17 protein-coding genes and 2 pseudogenes are annotated in these 26,900 nt (G+C 40.7%); 5 read left to right on the top strand and 14 right to left on the bottom strand.

Annotation, left to right across the window (positions count from 1 at the left end):
- Positions 1-84: 84 nt before the first annotated feature.
- Genes JGE69_RS08505 through JGE69_RS08485 form a run of 5 tightly spaced genes read right to left on the bottom strand, consistent with a single transcriptional unit; the run spans position 85 to position 8,044 of the window.
- Positions 85-714, bottom strand: a complete 630-nt coding sequence (locus tag JGE69_RS08505) for a molybdenum cofactor guanylyltransferase (protein ID WP_002115739.1) — start codon at positions 712-714, stop codon at positions 85-87.
- Positions 711-3,491 (bottom strand): nitrate reductase, encoded by a 2,781-nt coding sequence (locus JGE69_RS08500; RefSeq protein WP_199112772.1) that lies wholly within the window; start codon positions 3,489-3,491, stop codon positions 711-713. The genes JGE69_RS08505 and JGE69_RS08500 overlap by 4 nt, the downstream gene beginning before the upstream one ends.
- Before the next feature lie 18 nt (positions 3,492-3,509).
- Positions 3,510-5,132 (bottom strand): nitrite reductase small subunit NirD, encoded by a 1,623-nt coding sequence (nirD, locus tag JGE69_RS08495; RefSeq protein WP_199112773.1) that lies wholly within the window; start codon positions 5,130-5,132, stop codon positions 3,510-3,512.
- 12 nt (positions 5,133-5,144) lie between these two features.
- Positions 5,145-7,691 (bottom strand): nitrite reductase large subunit NirB, encoded by a 2,547-nt coding sequence (nirB, locus tag JGE69_RS08490; protein ID WP_199112774.1) that lies wholly within the window; start codon positions 7,689-7,691, stop codon positions 5,145-5,147.
- Positions 7,692-7,702: 11 nt separating this feature from the next.
- Positions 7,703-8,044: a hypothetical protein gene (locus tag JGE69_RS08485; protein WP_017480941.1), complete on the bottom strand. Its 342-nt coding sequence runs from the start codon at positions 8,042-8,044 to the stop codon at positions 7,703-7,705.
- A 384-nt stretch (positions 8,045-8,428) separates the two neighbouring features.
- On the opposite strand from JGE69_RS08485, the gene JGE69_RS08480 reads away from it, so the two are divergent.
- Both JGE69_RS08480 and JGE69_RS08475 read left to right on the top strand, forming a co-directional pair.
- Positions 8,429-9,019 carry an ANTAR domain-containing response regulator gene (locus tag JGE69_RS08480; RefSeq protein WP_002115726.1) on the top strand — a complete coding sequence of 197 codons (591 nt, stop codon included), beginning with the start codon at positions 8,429-8,431 and terminating at the stop codon, positions 9,017-9,019.
- Entirely contained in the window at positions 9,020-10,042 is a 1,023-nt protein-coding gene (locus tag JGE69_RS08475) for an ABC transporter substrate-binding protein (protein ID WP_086399503.1), read from the top strand.
- Positions 10,043-10,047: 5 nt separating this feature from the next.
- Here the strand turns inward: JGE69_RS08475 and JGE69_RS08470 are convergent.
- Positions 10,048-10,163, bottom strand: a pseudogene (locus tag JGE69_RS08470) (hypothetical protein).
- Positions 10,164-10,831: 668 nt separating this feature from the next.
- Here JGE69_RS08470 and JGE69_RS08465 point away from each other — a divergent pair.
- Positions 10,832-13,021, top strand: a complete 2,190-nt coding sequence (locus tag JGE69_RS08465; RefSeq protein WP_199112775.1) for a TonB-dependent receptor — start codon at positions 10,832-10,834, stop codon at positions 13,019-13,021.
- 367 nt (positions 13,022-13,388) lie between these two features.
- On the opposite strand, the gene JGE69_RS08460 is transcribed toward JGE69_RS08465, so the two are convergent.
- Genes JGE69_RS08460 through JGE69_RS08425 form a run of 8 tightly spaced genes read right to left on the bottom strand, consistent with a single transcriptional unit; the run spans position 13,389 to position 23,918 of the window.
- Complete coding sequence (locus JGE69_RS08460) at positions 13,389-14,012, bottom strand: GNAT family N-acetyltransferase (RefSeq protein WP_069123561.1); 624 nt, start codon at positions 14,010-14,012, stop codon at positions 13,389-13,391.
- A gap of 21 nt (positions 14,013-14,033) precedes the next feature.
- Complete coding sequence (locus JGE69_RS08455; RefSeq protein WP_069123562.1) at positions 14,034-14,660, bottom strand: RraA family protein; 627 nt, start codon at positions 14,658-14,660, stop codon at positions 14,034-14,036.
- Positions 14,645-15,523, bottom strand: coding sequence for a (2Fe-2S)-binding protein (locus JGE69_RS08450; RefSeq protein ID WP_199112776.1), 879 nt, complete (start codon positions 15,521-15,523; stop codon positions 14,645-14,647). The genes JGE69_RS08455 and JGE69_RS08450 overlap by 16 nt, the downstream gene beginning before the upstream one ends.
- The gene (locus JGE69_RS08445; RefSeq protein ID WP_199112777.1) at positions 15,501-17,411 is read right to left on the bottom strand and encodes an IucA/IucC family protein; all 1,911 of its coding nucleotides are present in this window, start codon (positions 17,409-17,411) and stop codon (positions 15,501-15,503) included. The genes JGE69_RS08450 and JGE69_RS08445 overlap by 23 nt, the downstream gene beginning before the upstream one ends.
- A gap of 12 nt (positions 17,412-17,423) precedes the next feature.
- Entirely contained in the window at positions 17,424-19,259 is a 1,836-nt protein-coding gene (locus JGE69_RS08440) for an IucA/IucC family protein (protein ID WP_069123566.1), read from the bottom strand.
- 11 nt (positions 19,260-19,270) lie between these two features.
- Positions 19,271-20,722 carry an MFS transporter gene (locus JGE69_RS08435; RefSeq protein ID WP_199112778.1) on the bottom strand — a complete coding sequence of 484 codons (1,452 nt, stop codon included), beginning with the start codon at positions 20,720-20,722 and terminating at the stop codon, positions 19,271-19,273.
- A 15-nt stretch (positions 20,723-20,737) separates the two neighbouring features.
- On the bottom strand, positions 20,738-22,135 hold the full coding sequence (locus JGE69_RS08430) for a lysine N(6)-hydroxylase/L-ornithine N(5)-oxygenase family protein (RefSeq protein ID WP_199112780.1): 1,398 nt from the start codon (positions 22,133-22,135) through the stop codon (positions 20,738-20,740).
- Entirely contained in the window at positions 22,128-23,918 is a 1,791-nt protein-coding gene (locus tag JGE69_RS08425) for an IucA/IucC family protein (protein ID WP_104074382.1), read from the bottom strand. The genes JGE69_RS08430 and JGE69_RS08425 overlap by 8 nt, the downstream gene beginning before the upstream one ends.
- A 264-nt stretch (positions 23,919-24,182) precedes the next feature.
- On the opposite strand from JGE69_RS08425, the pseudogene JGE69_RS08420 reads away from it, so the two are divergent.
- Together JGE69_RS08420 and JGE69_RS08415 are read left to right on the top strand one after the other, a co-directional pair.
- Positions 24,183-24,455, top strand: a pseudogene (locus tag JGE69_RS08420) (aldolase); the annotation flags it as partial.
- Between the two features lie 154 nt (positions 24,456-24,609).
- On the top strand, positions 24,610-26,880 hold the full coding sequence (locus JGE69_RS08415) for a TonB-dependent receptor (RefSeq protein WP_199112781.1): 2,271 nt from the start codon (positions 24,610-24,612) through the stop codon (positions 26,878-26,880).
- Positions 26,881-26,900 lie beyond the last annotated feature (20 nt).

Below are 26,900 nucleotides of genomic sequence, written 5' to 3'. Positions count from 1 at the left end.
CTTATATATTAGATAGTCAAGAACGCATCATTTTAAATTTGTTTATAACATCACTTTAGTTTGTAAATTGATAGAATCTAATGTTTAACTCGCGGTAAATATCTCTTTAAAAGCATTGATTTGTTTATATTGTTGAAGCTCATCCAAAGAGTTAATGCTATGAAAAAATAAGTTTTGTTTTTGAAATACGGCGACTTGTGCATGTAAAAGCTTAAAGCACTCTTTTAAACTTAATCGTTGTTTGTCAATTTGCTCTCTTATCGTAAGCAGGCTTTCACGCTTTAATAAGCAAAATGGGTATAAAGCATCCCCATTAATTGAAACATAGGCTGCCTGAGCTTGTTTATTTTTGCGTAGTGCACTGTGTAATTTCGCAACGACTTGCGTAGGTATATACGTCACATCACAGGGAATACACAAAACATAATCTGCTTTTACATGTGACCATGCGCTTTTCATGCCCATAAGTGGGCCGAAAAAACCGGAAGCATCATCTTGAAAACACTTAATATCAGGCACAATACTTTGATAAATCGAATAATCACGATGACTATTTACCCAAATTTCAGATACAGATGACTTTAGTTTTTGATGAATTTTGAGTAGTTGCGTATCGCCATCAAATTGCTGCAACAGCTTATTTAAACCATTCATACGGCGGGCTTGTCCACCCGCCAAAATGACCAGATCAGTTACGGGATATCCCTTATTCACACTTCCACCTCTTGTTGGCAAGCTTTAATCAAGCCACGAATCTCAGGTAAACATGAACCACAGTTCCCACCTGCTTTTAAACATGCAGTAACCTGTTTTTCATGGGTAATGTTTTGTGTTTTTATCACGTCAATAATTTTATTCTTACCTACTTTAAAACAACTACACACTAAAGGCCCATCATTATTAGTAGCCGACATTGGCATACCCGCTAGTAAAGCTTTTCGGTGCAAGGCGCTCAAACGTTCTCGTTTAAAGAGACTCGCTACCCAATCACGGTCTGGCAATAAATCTGGCGGTGCAATATATAGACTTGCAATTACAATGCCATCTTTCAAAATAACGCTATGGCTTAGTTGTGAAGAGATATCTTCTATGCTTAACCATTCAAAGGTTTCATCGGCAAATGGTAAAAAGCTTTTCAGATTCTTTTGAGTATCGTGAAAAGTTTGGCGGTCTGCAAGTTCATAACGATTGGTTTTCACCATTTTGACTTTGGTCCACCATGCACAGTGATGTAGCGATTCTTGAATATGCGAATCGTATCCTTCACGAATATAGAGCACGCCCTGCCAAGTGGTATAGAACGGCTGAATGATTACAGGCGTATGTTTGAACTCAGGTTCACCTGAAATTGCATCAACTTCTGGATTAACGACTTTACCAATGCGGGCGTCGGATGCAACCTGTTCAGTCCAGTGAATCGGTGCAAAAATTTGCCCACGACGTACCCCCGATGAGAAGGACACACGCAGTACACAACTGCCCCATTTCGAACGAACTTCTACCAAGCCTTGATCACGTACACCAAATTTCAGGGCATCACTTGGATGAATCTCACAGAATGGTTCAGCGCGGTGACTGGTCAAATTTGGTGACAAACCAGTACGCGTCATGGTGTGCCATTGATCACGAATACGTCCCGTGTTCAAAATGAGCGGATAATGTTCTGAAACTGCATGTACCGGATCAATTGCAACAGTCGGAATCAATTTTGCCTTGGCATTTTTATAACTAAACTGGCCCTTGCTAAACAGTTGCTGAACGGCTTTAGCGTCTTGGTTTTTATCCCATACTGGCCATTGCACTGGTTGTAGAGCATCGTACTCAGCATTACTTAGGTTCATTAAACCTTTCAAGTTGAAATAACGAAAATTATTACTCTCTTCTCGCATATCCATGTCTGCATTGTCTTGTGCAGATAGCGCTGCATGCTCATTGAAGATGTCACTTGCATTCGCAAAGTCAAAACCATTAAAGCCTAATTTTTTCGCGACTTGGCTAACAGACCACCAATCTGCTTTTGCTTCGCCCGGTGCAGGTAAGAAAGCACGTTGACGTGAAATACGGCGCTCAGAGTTCGTCACTGTGCCATCTTTTTCACCCCAACCTAAAGCTGGAAGCAAAATATCGGCGTAAGCTGTAGTATCCGTATCGGCACAGATATCTGACACAACGACCAATTCGCATTTCTCTAAAGCACGTTTCACCTGATCGGCATCTGGCAAACTCACCACTGGATTAGTTGCCATAATCCAGATGGCTTTAATTTTTCCAGCTTCAACCGCATTAAATAAATCAACTGCTTTCAAACCAGCTTGAGTTGCAATAAATGGGCTATCCCAAAAGGTTTGCACTACTTTTTGATGTAATGGGTTATCTAAGTCCATGTGTGCCGCTAGCATATTGGCTAAGCCACCCACTTCTCGACCACCCATCGCGTTGGGCTGACCAGTCATTGAAAATGGAGCAGCGCCGAGCTTACCAATTTTTCCAGTCAATAAATGACAGTTAATAATACTATTGGCTTTATTTACACCCTGACTTGATTGATTCACACCCATTGAAAATAGGGTAATGACTTTTTCATTCTGCGCAAATTTCTCAAAAAACTGCTGTAATTTGTCTAAAGAAATACCACTGCGTTTGGCAACATAGGCAATATCCGTTTCTTGCTGACTACTTACCAAAACATCTTGCAGACCTTCGGTATAAGCCTCTACAAATGCCTGATCGGCATGACCATTTTGATATAGATATTGGAATAGGCCATTAAATAAAGCGACATCTTGGCCCGGCAAAATCGGTAAATGTAAATCCGCTTGTTCACAAGTACTGGTAAAACGTGGGTCAATTACCACAACAAACATATCGGGATTGTGGCTTTTAGCCTGCATAATCCGCTGATACAGCACAGGATGGCACCATGCGGTATTGGAACCAACCAAAACCACCATGTCTGCATGTTCAAAATCTTCATAACTTGCAGGCACAATATCTTCACCGAAACTACGTTTGTGACCTGCCACCGCAGATGACATGCAAAGGCGTGAGTTGGTATCGATATTTGCAGAGCCTAAATAGCCTTTTACAAACTTATTCACCACATAATAGTCTTCAGTCAAAAGCTGACCTGAAACATAAAATGCAATGCTGTCACGACCATATTGATCGATACAAGATTGGAATTTATCGGCAATTTTATTGATTGCCGCATCCCATGTCGTTACTACCCGATCAGCTTTGCGCCCCATCATTGGTTGTAAAACACGTGTTTCTAACCCTAAAGTATCCGCGAGTCGGCTACCTTTAATACATAAGCGTCCAAAGTTGGAAGGATGCTCGGCATCCCCCTCAACTTGTACCAGAGGTCCTTGCGGTTTTTGTTGGACGTTTACGCTAACACCACAACCTACACCGCAATATGGACATGTTGTTCTGATTGTTTTTGCAACATGATCGGAGCTATCGACTTCAACGCTTGGAATACTATTCATAACTGCTCCTTTCCCTATTTAGCCTGCATTTTTTAATGCAAAATCTCGACCAAATAGCAGTTTATTTCTAAATGAAGAAACAGGGGTTTGGTCTGCAATTAACTCTGCATACCACATGCCATCTTCAGTATCACCAAACAATACTGCACCGATTACTCGATCGCTTTGAATGATAATACGCTTATAAATCTGGCGTTTTTCATCGTTCAGGATAATGTCTTCATAATCATCTTTAGGCTCAAAATTGCCAGCAGAGAATACATCGACACCACTGACTTTTAACTGAGTCGGTACAGTGGGTGCTTTAAAAGTTAAGCTGCCGTGTTCAGCCAAATGGGTCGCGCAAATAAAAGCTTGACCCCATAGTGGTTCAACCAAACCAAAAGTTTGACCACGGTGTTCAATACACTCACCCACCGCGTAAATACTTGGGTCAAATGTTTGCATGGTGTCATTCACCAATACACCGCGATTGCAACGTAAACCAGCACTTTGTGCCAAAGCAATATTTGGACGAATGCCCACAGCAAACACCACAAGGTCTGCGTCTAAAACTGTGCCATCTTTCAACCGAATTTGCTTCACATGCCCATTTTCATCACCAATTAATGCTTCAGTATTGGCTTCGGTAATGATTTGAATGCCTTTTTGCTCAATGCTATGACGTAATAACTGGCTCGCACGACCATCAAGTTGACGTTCCATAATACGGTCCATCAAATGCAATACTGTGACATTCATACCGCGTTGTTTTAAACCATACGCAGCTTCTAAACCGAGTAAACCACCACCAATCACGACTGCATTGGTTTTTGAACCGCAGTACTCAATCATAGTGTTAACGTCATAGATATCACGGAAAGTTAAAACGCCTTTTAAGTCGACACCTTGAACTGGTGGAATAAACGGAGCCGAACCTGTCGCCAAAATTAAACGGTCATAATCAACTGTCTGGCCTTTTTCGGTGTAAACCACTTTACGTGGGCGATCAATTTTTACGGCTTTATCACCGGCAATAAATTTAATGCCTTTATCGTCATACCACTTTGGTGGATGCAACATAATGTCTTCAATGGTTTTTTCACCCGATAAAACCGGAGATAACATAATGCGGTTATAGTTACCCCAAGGTTCTTCACCAATCACCGTGACTTCATAACGGTCTGGGGCCATATCAAGTAAATCTTCTAGACAACGCATCCCTGCCAAACCATTCCCGATCAGCACCAGTTTAAGTTTGTCTTGTGATACACCTGTATTGGTAATATAAGTTTTTTGCGGCACCGCATTGACCCAAACACGGCCATCAACAATTTTGCTCGGATAAACTGCCAATTTTTGGTCTTTATCTTCTAAACAACGGCCCGTTGCCAAACTAAAATGTTGTTTATAGATTGGCGATGCAACGACGCGTTCGCCTTGTAAATCTCCAATAATGCCGCGGCTCATCACATTCGCTTGGCTAAACGGATCTTTATTACTCAGCACGTAAACACGTTTTTCATGTCCTACACGAAAAATTGCTACCGCTTGTCCACCCACTAGCGCACCCGCGCCAGTGTTTGCGGTTAAATCATCGAGTGCACACACATCAATCCATTGATCATCAGGAAGCATATTTTTGTCTTGTACAATATTCATAGAAACTCTCCTTTATGCTTCAACCATTGGAATACGGTCTTCTGAACGTTCAGCTTCTGTTAATGGACGAATTTGACCACGTTCAGTTGTAAATTGAATGTGTGGATCGGCCTGTTCACTCGCTTCTGCATTGATATACGTTTGGAAGCGTTTACGAACTTCAGGATTTTCCACCGCAGTACGCCATTCGTCTTGATATGTGCCAATGATGTGTTCCATGCGGCGTTCAAGCTCGGCAGCCAAACCAAGTGAATCGTCCACAACTACAGATTTAAGGTAATCTAAGCCACCTTCCATGTTGTCGCGCCATACACTCGTACGTTGTAAACGATCTGCGGTTTGGATGTAGAACATATAGAAACGGTCGATGTAACGGATGAGCGTTGCTTTATCAAGGTCAGATGCAAGTAACTCTGCATGACGTGGTTTCATACCACCGTTACCACAGACATAAAGGTTCCAACCTTTTTCGGTCGCGATAATACCCACGTCTTTACCTTGCGCTTCCGCACACTCACGAGTACAGCCAGACACTGCCATTTTTAATTTATGCGGTGAACGTAAACCTTTGTAGCGGTTTTCAAGTTCAATCGCTAAACCAACGGAGTTGTCTACCCCGTAACGGCACCATGTGCTACCCACACAAGATTTCACGGTACGCAATGATTTACCGTAAGCATGACCAGACTCGAAGCCCGCAGCATTCAGCTCTTCCCAAATGAATGGAAGCTCATGAACTTGCGCCCCGAACATGTCAACACGTTGACCGCCAGTAATTTTGGTGTACAAGTTATATTTCTTCGCAATTTGACCAATCGCGATTAAACCATCTGGAGTCACCTCACCACCTGCCATACGCGGTACAACCGAGTAAGAACCGTCTTTTTGGATATTACCCAAATAGTAGTCATTACTGTCTTGTAAGCCTGCATGACTTGGCTCAAGTACGAAATCGTTCCAGCAAGATGCCAGAATATTTGCGGCAGCAGGTTTACATATATCGCATCCTAGACCATGACCATGTTGATGAATCAAATCATCAAAAGTTTTGATTTCATTGACACGAACCAAGTGATACAACTCTTGACGCGAGTACGGGAAGTGTTCGCAAATGTGGTTATTTACAGTTACACCTTGACGTTGTAACTCTGACTTCAACACTTGTGTCACTAATGGTGCACAGCCACCACAGGCTGTTGCTGCTTTGGTGCATTTCTTTAATGCACCTAAAGAGGTCGAACCATCGCTAATTGCTTGGCAGATGTCTGCTTTTGATACGTTGTTACATGAACAAATGGTTGCGCTGTCTGGAAGTAAATCTACACCGCTACCACCAGACTTACCTGCTGATTGTTCAAAACCAGGCATAATCAAGCTTTCAGGAACCTCAGGTAAAGCCAGACCGTTTAACATCATTTGTAAAAGATCGTTGTATTCTTTGGCATCACCCACCAAAACCGCACCCAGCAATTTGGTTTTATCTGCATTTACAACTATCTTTTTATAAACCAGTGCATGCTCATCTGCATAGAAATAGCTTAATGCACCCGGAGTCATGGCATGTGCATCACCTACAGAAGCAACGTCCACCCCCATCAACTTCAACTTGGTGCTCATGTCTGCACCAGCGAAGCAATGACACTCTTCATCTAAAATATGTTTTGCTGCAATACGTGCCATGTCATAGCCCGGTGCAACCAAACCATAAATTTTATTTTGCCAAAGCGCACATTCACCAATGGCATAAATATTGTTATCTGAAGTTTGGCAGTAATCATTAATGACAATACCGCCACGCTCACCAATCGCGAGACCACTGTTACGTGCAAGTTCATCACGTGGACGGATCCCCGCAGAGAATAAAATGACATCTGCTTCAAGCTCGCTACCATCTGCAAATTTCATTACATGTGTAGTGCTGTTGCCACATTCGATAGATTGTGTCGCTTTTTGTGTATGAACTTTTACACCAAGGTCTTCAATTTTACGGCGTAAAACTTTACCGCCCAAATCATCAATTTGAACTGCCATTAAACGTGGCGCAAACTCAACAACATGTGTTTCTAAATCTAAATCACGTAAAGCTTTTGCAGCCTCAAGTCCAAGTAAACCACCACCAATCACTACACCTGTTTTTGCATTAAGACTCGCTGCACGAATCGCGTCTAAGTCTTCAATCGTACGGTAAACGAAGCAGTTTTCACGGTCATTACCCGGAATTGGTGGAACGAATGCATACGAACCAGTTGCCAACACCAATTTGTCATAGCTAATGACATCACCATGATTGGTTGTGACTGTTTGTGCAGCTGTATCAATTGCAGTTGCTTTTGTATTTAGACGTAAGTCAATGCCATGAGCATCAGCAAAGTCAAAACGCGCCAAAGATAAATCTTTTGCTGATTTCCCAGAGAAATATTCTGTCAAATGTACACGGTCATAGGCGATACGAGGTTCTTCCGCGAGAATCGTGATTTCCAGTTCATCATCTGCTTTTTCTAAAATGGCTTCGATGAATTTGTGGCCCACCATACCATGACCAATCATTACCAATTTCATAGTGTTTCTCCTCAAATCACGTTGCTTTTAAGCTGCGTTATTGCGTTCTCAAATAGACGTTGTTTTTTTGCCTTGTGTTCTACCGAGAAGCGAATCAATCTCACAAAGCATGTAGCTGCTTGGAATCCATTTTTCCCACTCGTTAATGACACCCAATGCACAGCAAAGTCATAAAAAGAAATAAAAAAAGCGAGCCCCCCCATAGAGAAGGCTCGCATCGCTGGAACTGAAAAATTAGATAATTCAGATGTAACTTTTTTATGCAATAAAAATAAAGACATGGCCTTCACTCCGACTGAACGTAAATTCTTTGTGTGCACAGTTGCACTCACAAATTCGATCAGAACGGACATCGTTGGCCGTCTTTAAAACTTATGGTCGTCTTCGACCTGTAATTAAGTAAGCATTTTGCATGCCAATTCTTATATAAATTTAATTTATTAATTTTTTATTTTTAATTTCATATAGATATAATTTCGCCAGCTATCTTATAAAAATAATGTCTTATTCTATTTGCCCCATCGCGGTACACTTAAATGGTTAAGATAAAAATATGTCTTGCCACAAAATGAATCGTATTTTTGCACCAAGACTGACCACATTAATTCTTTAGCTCGCTGAAATGCCACTTAAACTGGATTTTTTGTTTAGTTTTGGATGGCACTAATCTTGCTTAAAACCTGATAACAAAAAACGCGTCGAATTGGCGCATTTTCTTAGCCTGATTTTCTGAACTTATGCCAAAACTCAAAATAGCCCTTATTGATGATGATCATGCGCGAGCAGACTATATAAGAAAAAGTCTGCTTGAAAATGATTTTGAAGTGGTCGCTTGCCTTACTTTGGACCATTTAAACATTTTTCGTCTCGAGCATTTACAAGCCGATGTGATCTTGCTCGATATGGATCATCCTCATCGTGACATTATTGAAAGTTGTGTGAGTAGCTATGACCTACCGACTGTCCTGTTCACTAAAAATTCAGATAAAGACACCATCAAACAAGCCATTGATGCGGGAGTAACGGCTTATATCGTAGATGGCATAGACCCTGCCCGTTTACATACCATTTTAGAAATCTCGATTGAGCAATATAAAAAGCACAAAAAACTCGAAGGTGATTTAAAAGAGGCTCAAACCAAACTGGCTGACCGTAAAGATGTTGAAAAGGCCAAAGTGTTACTCATGCAACTCCACGGGCTGCCTGAAGATACAGCTTTCCAACTTCTTAGAAAAAATGCCATGAGTCACCGTATAACGATTGGAGAAATGGCACGGCGGTTACTTGATGCCCAAAAATTACTCAACAATCAACTAAAGGATGAATAAATGAGCACATTAGAAAAGACTCAATTACAACTCGGCTATATTCCTTTGCTTGATTGTCTTGCATTGCTTTGGGCAAAACAAAGAGGCTTCTTTGAGGAAGTCGGTTTAGATGTCACTTTAGTTAAAGAAGCATCTTGGGCAAGTCTTCGAGACCGTCTTGCTTTTGGTCTATTAGATGCAGCGCATTGCTTATCTGCAATGTTACCTGCGGCGGCTGTCGGCACAGATCAAATTGGCACGCCACTGCAAACATCACTGGTTTTAAGTGAAAACCGTGCTTTCATTAGCTTAAGTCAAAAACTTACTCATCAACTTGCAATTCAAAAAAATGATACGGCCCAAGTAACAGCGCAAAAAGTGGCAAGCTATCTTGAACAAGGTCACTCCATTTCTTTAGCGCATGTATTTAAGCATTCTATTCACCATTATTGTTTAAGAGAGTGGCTCGCTTTAGCAAACCCTGAACTTGCTCAATCTATCCAGCTCAAAACATTACCGCCACCTTATATGGTTGAAGCATTAGACAAACATGTGATTGATGGTTTTTGTGTAGGAGAACCTTGGAATACTCAAGGCGAGCTTCTGGGTTTAAGTAAAATGATTTGCTCAAGTCAAAACATTATTCCTCGTGTGGCTGATAAGGTTTTAGCCGTAACTCAAGAATGGGCTGAACAGCATCCACAAACACTAGTTGCACTCACCACGGCAATTATGAAAGCCCAACAAGAATTGAGTGAGTTAGACGATTTTGCTCCAATTTTAAAATTATTAGTCGAGTTTGGAATTGTGCGCTTCCATTGTTCAGAAGAAGTACATGTCGACAAATACTATATGATTCAGGATATTGTTCGTCATTTAGTAAAAGAAAGTGCACTTCCAAAAGTAGAAGACTTTTATTGGCTGCTCGAGCAAATGCAAAAATGGGATGAACTTCAACTCGACCAAGCACAAATCACAAGCTTGGGTGCTCAATGCATTAATCTTGAGGCTTATGAACAAGCTAAACATCGCTATCGTTCATAACTTTTCTACTCATCAAATCGCCATAAAAAAAGCTGTCTTTTATGACAAAGACAGCTTGAAAGACCCATAAGACAAAATGCGAAACACGCATTCCTATATTTTCTAGGCTCAACTGATCCATTGAAAATATAGCGCTTATGGAAATGATCATATCTATCTAAGCGTATCATTTTCAGACATTTTCATATCAATAACTGCCACTTGATCAAAATCTCCTCTCTTAATCATTCTTACATTTCAAACTAATAGCTAACATGTGCATCTCGTATTGTTGACGTTGCTGTAAATTATTTGGCTTATGAATCGCAGTAGTTGCTGAGGTTTGCTGAAACTAAACAGCTTTGAACCACGCTCATGGCGATACTTATATCAGTAAAAAATTTGAATTATATAAATAATAAAAAAGCTGATGATAAGCGAAATTTAAACACTCAGCACCAGCTTTTAGCTAAAATCAATTAATAATTAAAAGTATGACTCAAACCAAAGGTATGCCCTTAGGTCCGCATACTAGATACTGGTGAAAAGGTAATTTCTGACTGCTGGCTATAAACCGTGTGATAGTCTTTATTCCACACGTTATAAATTCCAAAATCCACTCGCCCCTTATAAGCTGGAAAATTCACTAGGGCGTCCATAATCGCATAACCCTGTATTTTTAGGGGGGCTTACCATGTTAAATAACCAATAAAGATTTTATATCCATAATAGTAATGACTACTATTTACATCTGTAATGATAATGAATACTATTTGCATCAATATTAATACTTACTAATTGGGTATAACAATGCGCTTGTCACACTTCAGTCTTTGCTTCCTTACAACAGCAATTTGTACCCATCTTTATGCCGATGATTCAATTAAAACAACTACTGAATCACAAAATGCTGAAGCTAAACTTCCGACAATTGTGATAACAGCGACACGTACACCCAAAAGCATTGCTGAAATTGCAGGAACAGTTCAGACCATTTCTGCTGATGAAATTGCGCAACAGGCTGGTCCAGGTCGTAAAGTTGCAGATGTTTTGGCACAACTAGTTCCATCTTTAGCACCAAGCAGTGGAACGAGTAGTAATTATGGTCAAACTATGCGTGGACGTAATGTACTGGTGATGATTGATGGCGTATCACAAACAGGTTCACGTGATGTAGCCCGTCAGTTGAATAGTATTAGCCCAAATATGATTGATCATATTGAAGTAGTTTCAGGTGCGACCAGTATCTATGGTTCAGGTGCGACTGGCGGAATTATTAATATTATTACCAAACGTGCTGACAAGTCTAAGCCTGTTAGCTTTCAAACAAAATTAGGTGTGACATCGGCCGATAATTTCCGCAGTGACAGCCTGGCTTATCAAGTTGGCCAAACGGCTTCATTTGCAAATGATAAAGTCGACGGTTTTCTTGGCATAGACTATACCAATCGAGGTTCTCAATTTGATGGTAATGGGGATCGTATTTCATTAAGCCCTTGGCAGGGTAGCACTATGGATACTGACACCATTGATGTGAATGGTCGTGTAAACTTTAATTTAACAGATAATCAGACTCTTAGTTTTGGTACTCAGTACTATAAAGATGAACAAGATACAGAATATGGGCCTGATTATTCTTATTTGCTCACAAAAACAGATCCATCTTACAAAGCTGTCAAAGGTTGGAGCTTAGATAATCAGCCGTTTACTGAACGTTATGCTTTTAATACACAGTACCAAAATCAGGATTTCTTAGGTCAAGTTCTGAATGTGGAAGCGTATTATCGAAAGGAGAAGTCACGCTTTGTACCTTATGGATATTCAGCTGACGGTGTTAGTGTAAAGCAAAGTCAATCAAATGTGGATTATGCAGGTATTCGTTCAACTTTACAGTCTGATCTTATTGTTGCTGACCGTGATTTAAAACTAACTTATGGCTTAGACTATGACTGGGAAAAAGATCATCAGTGGGCGGACTACTATACACCAAGCAATAATGGTTTAGTTTATACCCCAACTGGAGAAAAACAAGGCTCAGGACCAGATACTGAAATCCAGAATATTGGCACCTTTATACAAGGGGACTATGCAGTAACAGATCAGCTTAATATTCAAGCTGGAGTGCGTTACCAATATGTTCAAGCGGACACAGACAGCTATTTAACTGCACGTAAGCCGTATACATTAATGGCTGCAGACTCTACAGATTCAGATAAATTCCTGTTTAACCTAGGTGCTGTCTATAAACTCACTGATGCTCAGCAAGTCTATGCTAACTTTTCACAAGGATACAGTTATCCAGATGTGCAACGTGTATTACGTGATGTTGCAGCATATACCTTAACTACGTCTGGTATTGCTCCGATCACTGTGAATAGCTATGAACTAGGCTGGCGCTTGAACCAAGATAAAGGTTTAAATTTGGGCCTAACAGGTTTTTATAATACTTCTGATAAAGTCGTTCAATTTAACTCGGATCGTTCTGTAAATGTTGTTGATACCGACCAGCGAATTTATGGGGCTGAAGCAACAGTAAGTTACCCATTCATGGAAAATTATAAGGTAGGTGGGACTTTAGGTTATACAAGAGGCCAGTACAAGGATGGAGCCAATAATTGGCATGAGTTAAATGCTTTTGCAGTTTCACCAATGAAAGGTACGTTGTTTGCCGAATGGAATAATACGGCAGGCTATGGTGTACGTGCTCAAATGCTTGCGATCAAAGGAACTGATAAAGCTTATAAAGACGATCTAAAGTTAAAATCAGCTGGACTGAGTGATAGTAATAGCGCAGCAGAGATTAAAGGTTATACAACCATGGATGTATTAGCACATTTCCCTGTGGCGAAAGGTCGTGTGGACTTTGGTGTCTATAATCTATGGGGAAATCAATATAAAACTGTATTCGCTCAACAAGCAGCAGTAACCAATGCTAACTCATTGTTAGCAATCCCAGCCGAAGGTCGTACTTTTGTGATAAGTTATACTATAAATTATTAAATTTAGAACTGGGAGGGACTGTTCTAAATTTTCTAAAATTAACGTAATATGCCTTATTATTTAATAAAAAGTCCAACCCTAGTGTCTGGACTTTTTTAATGATTTGTCACGTTTAACGGTTAATTATCAATCAATTTTTCACAATTTCATGTAGCCTCTCTTATTCTATTAGAGAGAAATATAGATATTAAAATTCGACTTTTTTAACAGTCTGAGTTAGGTTTTCCCAAAAAACTTGCCCCTCATTCTTTAATCGCTCATGGATTAAGATGGTATGTAGGAGCATATGATTATGAAAAATGATGCTGTATATCAAACTGGTCCTGACTATTCGAAATAAAAAATGAAGTTGTTGATTTATTATATTTTACCGTACTTTCATTTCTGATTCATTTAGCCCATTACGTTGCCGATAACTTCCACAGCGTGAGTAAAATTCATTTCGATAACAATGATATAGAACTGCTGTTTTTTCCAACATCTTTATTTTTTTCTGCGCTTGGTAAGCGATATCTTCTGCAATATAGGCATAAGATTTTACATTTTCATCCGGTTCCCCCACAATTTTACTGGCAGCTGTATTTTCAAAAATAAAATAACTCATCATGCGCATGACAGCTCTGAAATGCCCTTGCCCAAGCACATGTTTTTCACCGAGTAAAATATGCCAGCCCAGATCAGATTCATCAGCATCATAATAAAGCGCCAGTCGATCGCGCTTGGCTTCATATATCTCAAGATAACCAACATCAGTATGTTCAATCGTAATAATAAATAAACGCTGATGATCATCACAAATCATCTTTTCAAAATAAACTGCCAGTTCAAGCTCTGGTTTATTTAGCTGCCACTGGGGAATCACATGAGGTTCATGCATCCATTTATACAATAATGGAAAATCCTGCGGGAGTTGCACAGCCCTTAATCCATAGGCTATTCCTCTTTCCTCGTAATGGAACTCATCCAACAGCTGTGAAGATAATGTCATCATAAATATTTACTCAATTCAATTTCATGCAGATGCAGTAAAGTGGTAATAATCCTGTGCTGAATGTTCACTAAAAAACTGATCCCGTTTCTGCCGTTCTTGGATTTCCATTTGCTGAAACTTTTCAAGATGATGACGGGCAATATCTGGACTCAAAATAAATACACCATCAGCATCTCCAACCATTAAGTCGCCAGAGGAAATACAAGTATCTCCCATATGTATTTGCTGGTTAAACTCCACCACACTCTCGCCCTGCTGACGTGTAGTCAGACAACTGACCGATGAAGCAAAAACGGGGACTTTCATGTTTCGTAAAGCAGTTACATCCGTTACAGCACCCAATATCACTACAGCGGCAAGCTGATGAAATATGGCAGCGCGATGTCGCTGTTCTCCCCAACAGGCACGATGTTCCAACTGACGTGCATCAATGACCAGTACATCACCTGGTTGACTGTTCAGCAAAGCCTGACGCAGTGCCATACCATTGACTGAATGCAATGTCGCCGTACGCACTCGACCCACAACATGTCCAATTTGGTTAATCGCATGAATCTGTGGTAAATGCCCTTGGTCCAGTACATGACCAATAGTTGAGCTGGCAATACCTGCATAGCTCTGGATTAAATTATTTAACTGGTCTTGCATGAGTATTCACCTCTGTGTTCATCCTGTCTCAGTAATGGACAGCTTGCACAATATTCTTTCTGTGCTTCAGGTAACTGAAAATAAAAGCAGCATTTTTTACGTTGGTAGGTGGTGGACGATTGTTGCCGACTCTGATCCAGTAAATAAAATGGGTTCTGTTTTAGACCCAGATCAGCTGCGGGTAAATCTATCAAAAACTGCCGTTGAAACTGGATACGGCTGAGTAAAGCTTGGCTCCCCCCTTTTCTGTTCATCATGTCGTAAAATTGCAGAATTCGTAATGCAGTATTTTCCCACAACAAAAATTTCTGTACTTTCCCTATACGGGCGAGGACATCAAATAACTTTTGCAGGTCATCTAGAATGAATCGCACGTATCCTTCAAAAGATTGCTGTTTTCTACTGATTCCATGCTGTAATTGAGGCAGATTAATCAGATGCAGTGTTCTATCCCAATACCAGTCAGGAGGCAATACTGTAGAAATACAGGATATTTCCCATGGCAAATCAATTTCCTCAGAAGTCAAGGCATAAAAATATGGAAATAACAGAGGAACAGCCCAATATTTAATGAACATGGATGTAGTGCAGGTTAAACTCACTGCACCCACGCGGGAACCAAAATCATTTAATGCTGTCAGACATGCAGAGGGATTTAGCAGATCTGTAAAACTAAGTATCTGCTGATCCTCTACAGGTAGCACATCAAATTGAATATTCAAGCGTTCAGCCAGCAACTGCCGAAGTACTGGGATATTAGATTCTGTCATTTTCAAACCAGACTCAATATTCAATACTGCAATCTGTGACTGCACACCTGAGTTTTCTCTATTCATGAAATTAAACAACACTCCTGAATACATTCGGCACAGTTCCCATACTGCTTGGCATACTTCCTACCCGATTATCTTGCTCAAGTAGCGGACGGATCAGTTGCTTATATGGCCACAACTCACTATCAAACAGGATATGCTTTAATTCAGCGCGGGCTGTATCCGTAAATGGCACATCATTCAGCGCTTGCTGTAACTGCTGAGCCAATACGCGCCATAAATCCGCCGAGTCAATCTGATAGAACTCTGCAACAGTTTCCAAGATACTCGCCAAATTGACCTGTATACCGAGTGTTTGCAGATAGAGAATCAAACTTTTCACACTGTCGTGATACAGCGTAATACGAAAATCATGTGGACTCAGGTACTCCGGATCAGGCAGACCCTGCTGCTGCATCCACGGCTGATAAATACGGACAGAATCATGGTCACGGAGCATGAAACCAGCGAATTTCCCGTGTTCTAGTACAATACAAATATTTTGGCCGTGAATTTCGCCCATCAAACCAAGACGGAACAGGCGCAAATTCACCTCAAAGAAATCACGGCATAATGCAGCAAAAGTATTGCAGATATGCTGTGGTGTGATCGTTAAATTCTGCCATTTGAGAATCAAATCAAATACACATCCCTGCCCATCCATCAGTTGCCCTAAGCTAGCCATAGGAATAATCTGATAAGGTGCTTGTAACAACTCAGCAGGAATTCTACGGCGCTGTGCAGCGAGATGCATCGGCCGTTCATTGAACAGCATTAAATTATCTGGCGTTAAATTATCCTGTTGGTCTGGAAGATATGCCCACCATTGATTTTCATCGCATAACCACAGACGTCTCTTCAGTACCTCATCTTTTTGCTTAGCAAGCTGCAATAATTGCTGATTTTTTTGCCCATTGATCATTTTTACAATCGGCAAAAAACGCAATGAACCCAAAGACTTAACTGCAAGTGGTAATTTTAGACTATCCTGTGGCTGTGTCGCTGAAAGAAGACTTCTTAGTGACGAACTGGCGTACCAGCCGCTAGACTGGAACGCTAAAGGGATAATATCCTTATGGTGCAACTCTTCAGAAAATTTGTCGGACAGCACATGCTTGAACTGCCACGCATGTAGGGGAATTGCTAAATAGCTATCCCCCAGCGCTTTTTCATCGCACTCCTGTTTCAATATCAGGAACTGTTCCGCATTCAGAAAAATACGTGCAGGTTGCTGCCTGCTGATCTCAGTAATATCCTTCCCATAGACCAACTTTTCTTTATTTACTGCAACCCAGTGAACATTCATATCCTGAGCAAATTCAGGACTGAAATACTGATATTCATCGGGACTAAAACCGTCCTTTAATTTGGCCAGCGGATGATAGGGACGATCCCGCAAAGCAGCATACTGCTCAAGCTGTATAAATAAGTCTGCGGGATGCTGAGTTAACCATTCTGAGAAGGACAATTGATGTTGCTGAGACAATTCTGCATGCAACATTGCCTGTTTTAAATCTGCACGAAAATCTGCCAGTTTTGATGTATTAGCAGAGTTGAAGCAGTGTAATTGCTGCATGAAGTCAAATAGCTGCAATGCACTTAGTTTCTGAACATGATAATCCTGTGCTTCGTCCAAGCTAAGCTTACAGATTGATGCTCCAACATACATCTGCCAACGCTGTTTCAAACCCTGTTTCAGCGGTAGAATCAAACACTCAGTCTGTGCAGAATTAAATAAAACTGCAAAATGCTCTCCAGCTGTATAACTGTCAAAAATTGTTTCAAGTCCACGCTGAAACCTTTGTCTACATAGTCGTTGAGCCTCATCCTTTGTTAGGATCTCCGATTCTGAAATATATTGCTCAGCAAGTAGACTATTAACCAAATCCATCAATATCTCCTGCCCTGAAACGGCAGGTGAAAACACCATGGTATTCATTTATTTATTCCCCTAAACAGGCTGACGGAAATGGAACAGAGGGTTATTTACATAACGCATCTGTACATCACCATCACCGAATAAGCGGCGGCGGGTTAGCGATTCAATACAATATTTCTCTGCAAATACATCAAACACAGCATAGCGTGACTGGTGTTCGGGATATTGCTGCTGAAAATGATGAATAATATCTGCTGCTTTTTGCCAGAAGACCTGTTCACTAAAGTCAAGGTGCTGTTTTAGTGTTATGGCAATATCACTCAATGCAACAAAGAATAGACAAGCGCAACTAAAATCCCGCACTGCATTTAGGTCATCCGTGAGAATAAATGACATACGATTAGCTTTCGCATGTTCTGCGGGTAATGCATGCAAGACCGGAAAAGCTTCTGGATGGGTCAGATGATCAGGACTGAAGCGGACCCCATCATGAAAATCCTTTAAAATGATTCGTACTGGCCAGCCATTACGATGAACCAAAATAATATTTTGCCCATGCGATTCAGTTCCAATTCCTTCAGCAAAGAGTAAATATAGAATTGGCTGAATGACCACAGACAGCAATTGCCCAACCCATGCATCCACACCATACTGATCCAGCCAAGGTGCGATCAGTAACTTCCCATCCTTCTGGACATGACCAATTCCATTCAGAGGAATAGCATCTTCACCAGATTTTAGATACTGCTGAACACTTTCACGCCACAAACTGGCAATAGTTCCATATGCCTGTTTGGCATGTGATTCAGGTAGACGAGTGAAATCCACTGCTGAGGCATGTACTTCACCAAGAATATCAAAATCCAATTTTTGGGCAATTTCACTGTTCTTTTTTAAACCCTGTAGCCAATCTGTAATTAACGGCCCATTCATTGCTGTATGTGTCGCCAATATCCGTGAACTTGAGGTATTTGTCAGACTCATGGACAATTTGATATAAGGCTTTTCAGGATGTTGTAAATTGGTCAGTGTTCTCAGTGACTGCTGAGCAATATAGGCATATTCGCCTCGTCCCAGATAAACAATCTTCTGTTCAGCAATTTCCTTAAAGAACACATGCACAATAGTATTTTCCCATTGCCATGGATGAACGGGTAACCAAATATACTCATCTGCATTTTTTTGCTGACCCAAAACCTTTGTAAACTCTTTCTGATCCTGTTCAGTCAACTGCTGCTGCAGGAAATCATCCGCATTTAAATGACTGGATGCATTATGGGAAAATATGGACTGATGTACTGCAATCCATACCAGATGGATAGGTTGTGCATATTCCACCCCATATTTCAGATTATCCTGCAGATTAAAACCCACTCGGGATTTATAGCAAGGATGATAGGGATGACCATCCATCAGATAGGTTTCCAGCACATCATAACTATATTGTGCTGCTGGTAGTACATACTCATTCTGGCAGTGCTGAGACTGCACATCATGAATAAAAGTTCGCTTCAACTCACTGATAAAACCATCAATCTGGGCTGCCTGTGGAATACTTCGGATAACCTCATCAATGACTAAATTCAATTGTGCAACCGTTTTCTGTCCCTGATGATCCTCACGGATGACATCTGTAGCATTCATGCGTACTAGGCCAAAACTGAGATGTCGCTGTCCTGCAGCTATATAACGTACCGATTGCCTTTGTGAATTGATCACATCTATATAAAAAACACCATCCTCAAACTGGGCTGGAATCACCTCTTCATAAATCAATGCCTGTAGCAATTGTTTAATCACACGCTGTTCAACTTTTTTCATCGTGGCTTGATCAGGTTGCTGCCAAGCCAAAGTACTTGTATTCACAGAATGTGTGGTCGTGGAAAGTGCTGGATGTAAATTGCCCATTATTTTTACCTTTATTGATTTTGGACCAAAACGTCCGCTTGCTTTTGACTCGGAAACCTCCATGCCGCGGGTAATGCCAACAGCATTACGCCTGCACAGATCAAAAACAGTTCCCGTATCGCATGAATTTGAGCAATTGCGGGTTCTGGTAAATATGGAATATTGTGTGTACGAATTTGTAGATAGAGTGCAGCAATCACGACAGCAATCGCAGCGCAGATCCGGCGCAGTAAGTTATTAACAGCTGCTCCCTGAGTCACCAGTTCCTGATCTTCCAGACTATTTAACCCAGCTGTTGTCGCTGGCATATAGGACAAACCAAATCCCAGCCCATGCAAGATCATACAAAACATTAGGGATATAACATGTGTGCCAGGAATCAATGCCAGACCAGCAAATGCAGCAACAGTCAACAGAAGACCAAAACAGATTAATTGTCGTGCACCATGTTGATCGAGATATTTACCTGCCCATTGACTACATAGACTGGTGGTCAGTGCACTACTCATCAGGATTAATCCTGTCCACACTGGACTGAGTTTTAAAGTATTCTGTAACAGTAGCGGGATCAGGAGTAAGGTAATGAACAGTCCGATGGTATGCACAACTGAAATAATCACACTGTAGTTAAAACCACTACTGGTAAACAGTTGCCAGTCAATTAAAGCATTGGGCTTATTACGACTAAACCAGAAAAAGCCACAACATGCCGTAATGCCTATACTGAACAACAGCATAAACTCAGACGTTTGAATGTCACTCAAATGTTGGATTCCACTCAAGCTGAGTAACAACACTACAATACCCACAGCAAGCAGGACAAAACCACTCCAGTCAAAACGCAACAATCTCACATTAGTCTGCTGTGACGGCAACCACCGTAACCCCATCACTAATGCACAGATCGCCAAGGGAACATTCAATAAAAATAAGGTCTGCCAGTTCCACCACACCAAAACCAGTGCACCCAGCATGGGTCCACATGCCAAAGTCAGCATGATCATGGCACCCCATAATCCCGTAGCACTGCCCCGCTGCGCACGCGGAGTTACCATAAATATAATTCCCAGTGACAGAGGGATCATCAATCCACTTGAAAAGCCTTGTAAGGCACGAACCAGCAGTACAGTTTCAAAATGCCCAGCAAAAGCACCATATAGCGAGCTCAAACCAAAGACTGTCAGCGCAGTCAGATATACTTGACGTTTACCAAATCTCTGACTCAAATAACCTGTAAGCAATAGACTCAGGCTCATACTAAGCAGAAAAATAACCATGACCCAGCTAACTGCTGTTTCATTAATCTGAAAATCATGCATCAACTGAGGAATAGCGGGGTTAAAACTACTGTTGTTTATACTGACGGTGCCAGTCCCCAACATCACACAGATCATCACCCAACGTTGTAACCCTGTAGATACAGGATTTTCTGCTTGCAACAGTGATTGTGGCTGTTCAGCCATCTCCTGTCCCCTGTGTTATTTGCTCATGACTTTTAAATACTGATCATCGGTTTTCCCACAGGGATGCGGCATGACTGTATTTGTTCGGGAATTATTCATCTGGAATTCAGTCGTCAAGGCCTGATTATCAAGCTGAAAATCCTGAAAGCCTTGTTTCCCGTCTACATCAAAATAGTTTTCTTCCAAAATCTGATTGGCAATCCGTGCGGAACGGAATGCACCCAATCCCAGATCTGGAGTACCAACGCCATGATGTTGGAGACTGGTATTTTGTACATAAATCTCACCATCCCCTTGATACTGCAGTTGATGATGCTCACTAATTTTCCAGCGTTGCTGGGTATCTAATACAATCCTGTCATTTAGCTTATTCAGAAATGTCTGTGCAGGATATTGATAACCCGTTGCTGCAATCACTGTACTTGCTCTGAGTTTCAACATCTGCTGTTGCTGAATCTGTAAAAACTCAAGTTGAATATTATTCGGACCAAGTAACTGTGCATTCTCCAACTGATAGTTGCCAGCAATAGTCACACAGGTATCCGCTTGCCCAATACTACGGTGATAAAGGCGTTCATAGATTTCCTGAATAGTTCTGCTACTGATTCCCTTGTACAAGTGGGCTTGTGCAGTTGGCAGAGTATCCTTGAGAGCTTCTGGTAAATGGTAGAAATAACGCATGTAATCTGGACTGAAGCTTTCCAGACCCAATGGTGTATTTTCCATGGGTGAAAAACCTGCGGAGCGAGTCAACCAATATAAATGGAATCTGGGCTTGCCTGTTTCTGATGAAATCTGCTGATCAAATAAATCAATAAAAATTTCCGCCGCAGACTGACCAGAGCCAATCAGTACCACATTGCCAGAAAGATTATCGGCACACTGCTGTAGATAGCTTGAAGAGTGCAAACAAGATGCGGTTTGTTCTGAAATTGTTTGTAATGGTTTGGGTAGTCGCGGTACTGTTCCTACCCCTAATACCAGTTTGCGGGTCTGATGAATGGACAATCGTCCACACTGTTCAGCAATCACCTGAAAACCGCCAGAGATTGGAGCAACGTCCACCACTCGATGACCAAAATGTAGATCATGCAACTGCTGCACCACCCACTGGCAATAATGGTTGTATTCTTTGCGCGGAATATACAAATTCTCACGAAAGTAAAACTTATAGAGGCGTTGCTGTGCCTTTAAATAGTTCAGAAAGCTATAAGGGCTTGTCGGCTCAACCAGACTGACCAAATCGGCCATAAAAGGGACCTGCAACATCGCACCTGGCAGCTGTAATCCTGCATGCCAGTCAAAATTTTCCCGTTTTTCAAAGAAACAATATTTCAATGAAGCATGCTGATTCACCAACGCAGCAAGACTTAGATTAAAGGGCCCCAGACCAACACCTATGAAATCAAGCATAGTCGGCCTCCTCAATGACTTGTCTAACATAGAGTGGATTTTTTAAATCAACATAGATTGATTGCTGAGAAATATCAGCTTGTAACTCATCCAGCTCATACAGACGTGTCATCATATTGCCTTTATAAGGAAAAGTTTCATGATGTAAAACAGTCTTTAATAAATTGCTTTCAGGATATTTCTGATAGGCCTGCAACAAGTAGGATTGCAGCATTTCTATTAATTGTTGCTCCTGAACGGCGCCAGTCATACCTATGGCATTAATCAGACCGAATAAGGTATTACCAATAAAGTAATAACGGAAACGTTCATCTACCAGTGACAATGGGCATACTGCCTGACCATCTGTTGCCAATGTCGGATAATGTTTCAAAATTTCTGTGGCAAGCTCACGGATATAGTAAAATCCTTGATTATCCCTAAACCATACTGTTTTAGGCATACCCTGTTCCAGTTCAATCAAGGTATTCTGTTGATGTGCTTCAAAAGCCATTCCATATTCATGATACAACTCCATCAATGGTAGAATGGTCATTTCCAGGAAGCGATCAAACCACAGCAAGGCAACTTGTGACTGAGATTGACCTGTTTGTTTTGAAATATCTGCAAAAATTTCACTGAAACGATTTTTTGCCAATATAGGATGATCCTGACACAATGAAGCAATACAAGTCACATCATCACTGACCTTAAATGGATTTTCACGCAAAATACAGATGGTTTCATCCAGCACTTGACCACCAAATTTCAATGCAATCCAAGCAGGATCACTCAAAGCCTGAAGGTTCGGATTTCGCTGCCTGAATTCACTTAGACAATCATCATGCCACAGTTGATAACTCAACAAACCACGGTGGCATTCCTTATACAGATTGACCCGAACTGAATTAGTCACAGCCACAGTCATTGATGCCTTGAACATCCAAGGTGATTGCTCACTGTACAGCGTACGCACTGAAGTTGTTGCTTTGACATCCCAGCCTAACGCGCCAAAATCAATCAATTTCTCTTCATGTAGAAGCTGTTGATACCAGTCCTTATCCTTTAGATAACGTGCCTGCCATGGATGTAAAGGCAACAAGGCATATTCAGGAAACTGAGCTATTTTTGCTCGGTGGAACGCATTGAAATATGGTTCTAAATCATGTTTGAACTGTGTAGGAATATCAATTTTATGTGCATTATCCGAAGCAATATGTTCTGGGTGCACATATAGAAATTGCATTTTGAAGGTATTCTGTGTTTCAGGTGAAAAAATCTTCCAGTCATCTTGTACAAAACCCTGTCGGCTTTTGGGTGAAGGATGCATGCTGTGGCCAAGTACCAATGCCTGTTCACTCTGAATAAAATTTTGCTGTTTTGCTATAATCTGATCAAAATTTGGTTCACGATGACTGAGAAATTGCTGCAGTGCTTTGTGACTCTGAATCCAACATTCCAGCAATGAAGATGCATCAAGCTGCTGAGCTTTGGATTGTTCAATTAAATTTTCCAGTAGATTTGACGCAATATTTACAGGACTAAGTGCCAAATATTGACCTTCCCGCTCGACCCACGGCAAGTCAGCAAAACGGTGCCGCCCTACCTGACTAAAATACTCAATCGGTGCATAAAGAAACCCATTGATTGCATGTAAAGGGATACTCAGTAAAACTTTGCCCTTACCTCTTTCTGTCAAATGAGGAGATTGTTCTGTTAAAGAGAGAAAACGTCCATGACCTGTTTCTTGTAAATATGAGTTCACTAAATGCTGCAAGGCAATTTTATTTGTGATTGATCTCATCAGGATTACTCTGTGGAGGGATAAATACCTACGGAGAATATCCATATTTAATTGCAAATACAAATGATAATTATTATTATTAATATTCAATAATAAAAAATTACATTTTATCAGCAAATTTCAATTTTATTCGCAAATTAAAATCAAACATAATAAAAAGTTGAGCCTTAAATATCCTAAAATACTAATCAATATAAAATTGAATTAGATGAATTTATCTTAATTAAACGTGATATAAGTCACGGTTATTTTATGATTTTTAACAAAGGTATCGATATTATTCTTGAGGGTGCTGCCGACCTTTCTCAATCTATGGGACTGCCGTGGCAATCCAGTCATCCAAAAGTGAAAGAAAAAGTTCAAGAGATGTATGCTAAGATTAGAAATAGTCAAAAACATTTCTGTGCTATTCCTCGAAAGTCAGAGGATATTGCAGCGTGGAAACAACAATCCGTTCTGCTTTTTGTGCTTGGTGATGACCGTAGCATTATTCGTCGTGCCCATCAAAATCACCTAAATGCTTTTAAAGAAATCTAATCACTATTCAATTTTTTGGGGGAATAGACACCTACTCCCCTAATTCATTGAATAAATTTCAAATATATTATTTTTAAGCAATTAATCATATTGTTAATTACAATGATTCTCATTTATAATTCGCTCAATTTAAAATCACTCTCAGGGCGAGACAATGGGAAATAAGATAAAAAGTCACAAACTTTTTACCAGGAAGTCTGAAGTAAAAAATATCATTCCACTCCTTTCACTTGGTGGGGCCATCTTTCTCTCAAACTCGGCCTTTGCAGCCTCAACCTCTGAGACAACAGATGTTGAAAAAAAGCCTGAGGCACTTCCTACAATTACAATTACCGCTTCACGCGCAGATGAACTTTCTACTTCTGCCAAGCAAGTCACCAAACTAGATGAAAAACAAATTGAACTTTTAAGAAATGGTTCATCTGGCAGTATTGCAACTGTTTTAGCAAAAGCCGTACCGGGCCTATCAGACTCAAGCCGAACCATTACCGATTATGGTCAAACTTTACGTGGTCGTAATGCTCTCATCTTGGTCGATGGCGTTCCAATGAACCTGACACGCGACACATCAAGAGGACTTTCAGCAATTGACCCTGAAAGCATTGCCAACATTGAAGTGATTCGAGGCAGTAACGCAATTTATGGTGGCGGTGCTTCTGGCGGTATTATTTCAATTACTACGAAAGCGGCTGGTGGCGAACCTACAGCAAAAACAGTCGTTGGGCTTCAAACACCTTTAACAAATTTCCGTTCTAATGCTTTAAGTGGCGATATTCATCAATATTTCACAGGCAGCTTTAACGCTTTTGACTATGCGCTCGACTTTGGTTACCAACGTATTGGTAGTCCGTACGATGCAAGTGGTGACCGTGTTGCACCGGAACCAAGTCAAGGCGATTTATATGATGCCGATGCTTACAGCGTAGGTGGTAAACTTGGTTACCATATTGATGACAACCAATACCTACAGTTTGCTGCAAACTATTATAATGCCGAGCAAGACTCAGATTATGCATCTGACCCAAGCGTTAAGAATGCTCCTGCTGGAACTGTACCAGCAAAAGCCATTAAAGGCTTAAAGCTTAAAGACCAGACTAAAAACGAAAACCAAATCTACAATTTAACCTATAACCATAAGGACTTTTTTGGCAATAAGATTGATGCTCAAATTTATTACCGCGACTTCTTTACACGTTTTTCACCATTTGATGCACGAAAAAATCCGAATCGGGGTGGAAACGTAGATCAGATCTATCAAGAAAATAACATACTCGGTAGCCGTTTAACTGTTACCACACCACTTGAGTTTTTAGGTGATACATCCCTAGTTTGGGGGGGTGACTTTAGCCGTGAAAAAAGCGAAATGCCTTTAGATACTTTCAATCCTGATATTTATGACCAATCTGGTGGCCTAGATTTTGTAAAAACTGGTAAGCTCATTTATTTACCTGAACTTACCACACAAAGTGTTGGTGGCTTTGTACATTTAAAACATCGCTTTAATGACCAATGGTCGGCTGAAGCAGGTACACGCTATGAAGATAGCTATGCCCAAATTGATAGTTTTATTCCATTATCACAATTTGATCCTAAAACACAATCATATAAGCCAAACCCTTATGTATATCAAGGTGGGAAAGTAAAAGCTGATGCATGGTTATACAATGCCAATTTGACTTTCTCTCCAAATGACCAGCACTCGATTTATGCATCGTTTAATCAAGGTTTCCAATTACCTGATGTGGGTGTGATTATTCGTAATGCAGATAATACTGATAAGAAAAAAAATTATGAATTATCATCTTCATTTTTAGAACCTGTAAAAGTTGATAACTATGAGTTGGGCTGGAAAGGGAACTTCAATAACTTTTCATCAAGCTTAGCAGTCTTCCACTCTACTTCTGATCTAGGCGCTGTGCAGTCTTTCAGCAATGGTCTGGCACTTACTAGAACCAAAGAAAAAGTTAGTGGTGTTGAAGCAACTTTTGACTATCTTGACGATGCTAATGTTTGGGGAACTGGTGGTAGTGTTACGTGGATGAAAGGTCGCGAAAAACCGCAAGATGGTGCTGAACAAGACATGACGGGCTTCCGTATTCCACCATTAAAACTCACAGGTTATATTTCTTATAGCCCAACGGAAACTTGGACCAACCGTCTACAAGCGACTTACTTCGGTTCAAAAGATTACCGTTTAAATGATGCTACTATCACTGGTCGTGCTGATGTAAAAACCTATACAACAGCAGATTTAATCAGTAGCTTTGCGCTTAACAAAAAAGACACTGTGACGATTGGTTTAGAGAATATGTTTAACCGCAAGTACTACCCTCTCTATAGCCAATTATTAAGATCTGGTACTAACACTAGCCATTTAGTAGCAAATGGTGCAACGCTGAAAGTTTCTTATAGCCATAAATGGTAATCAAAAACTGACATTCAATG

Source organism: Acinetobacter sp. C13, from assembly GCF_016809775.1.
Lineage (GTDB): Bacteria > Pseudomonadota > Gammaproteobacteria > Pseudomonadales > Moraxellaceae > Acinetobacter > Acinetobacter pittii.
This window is presented reverse-complemented; position numbering and strand designations above follow the sequence as displayed.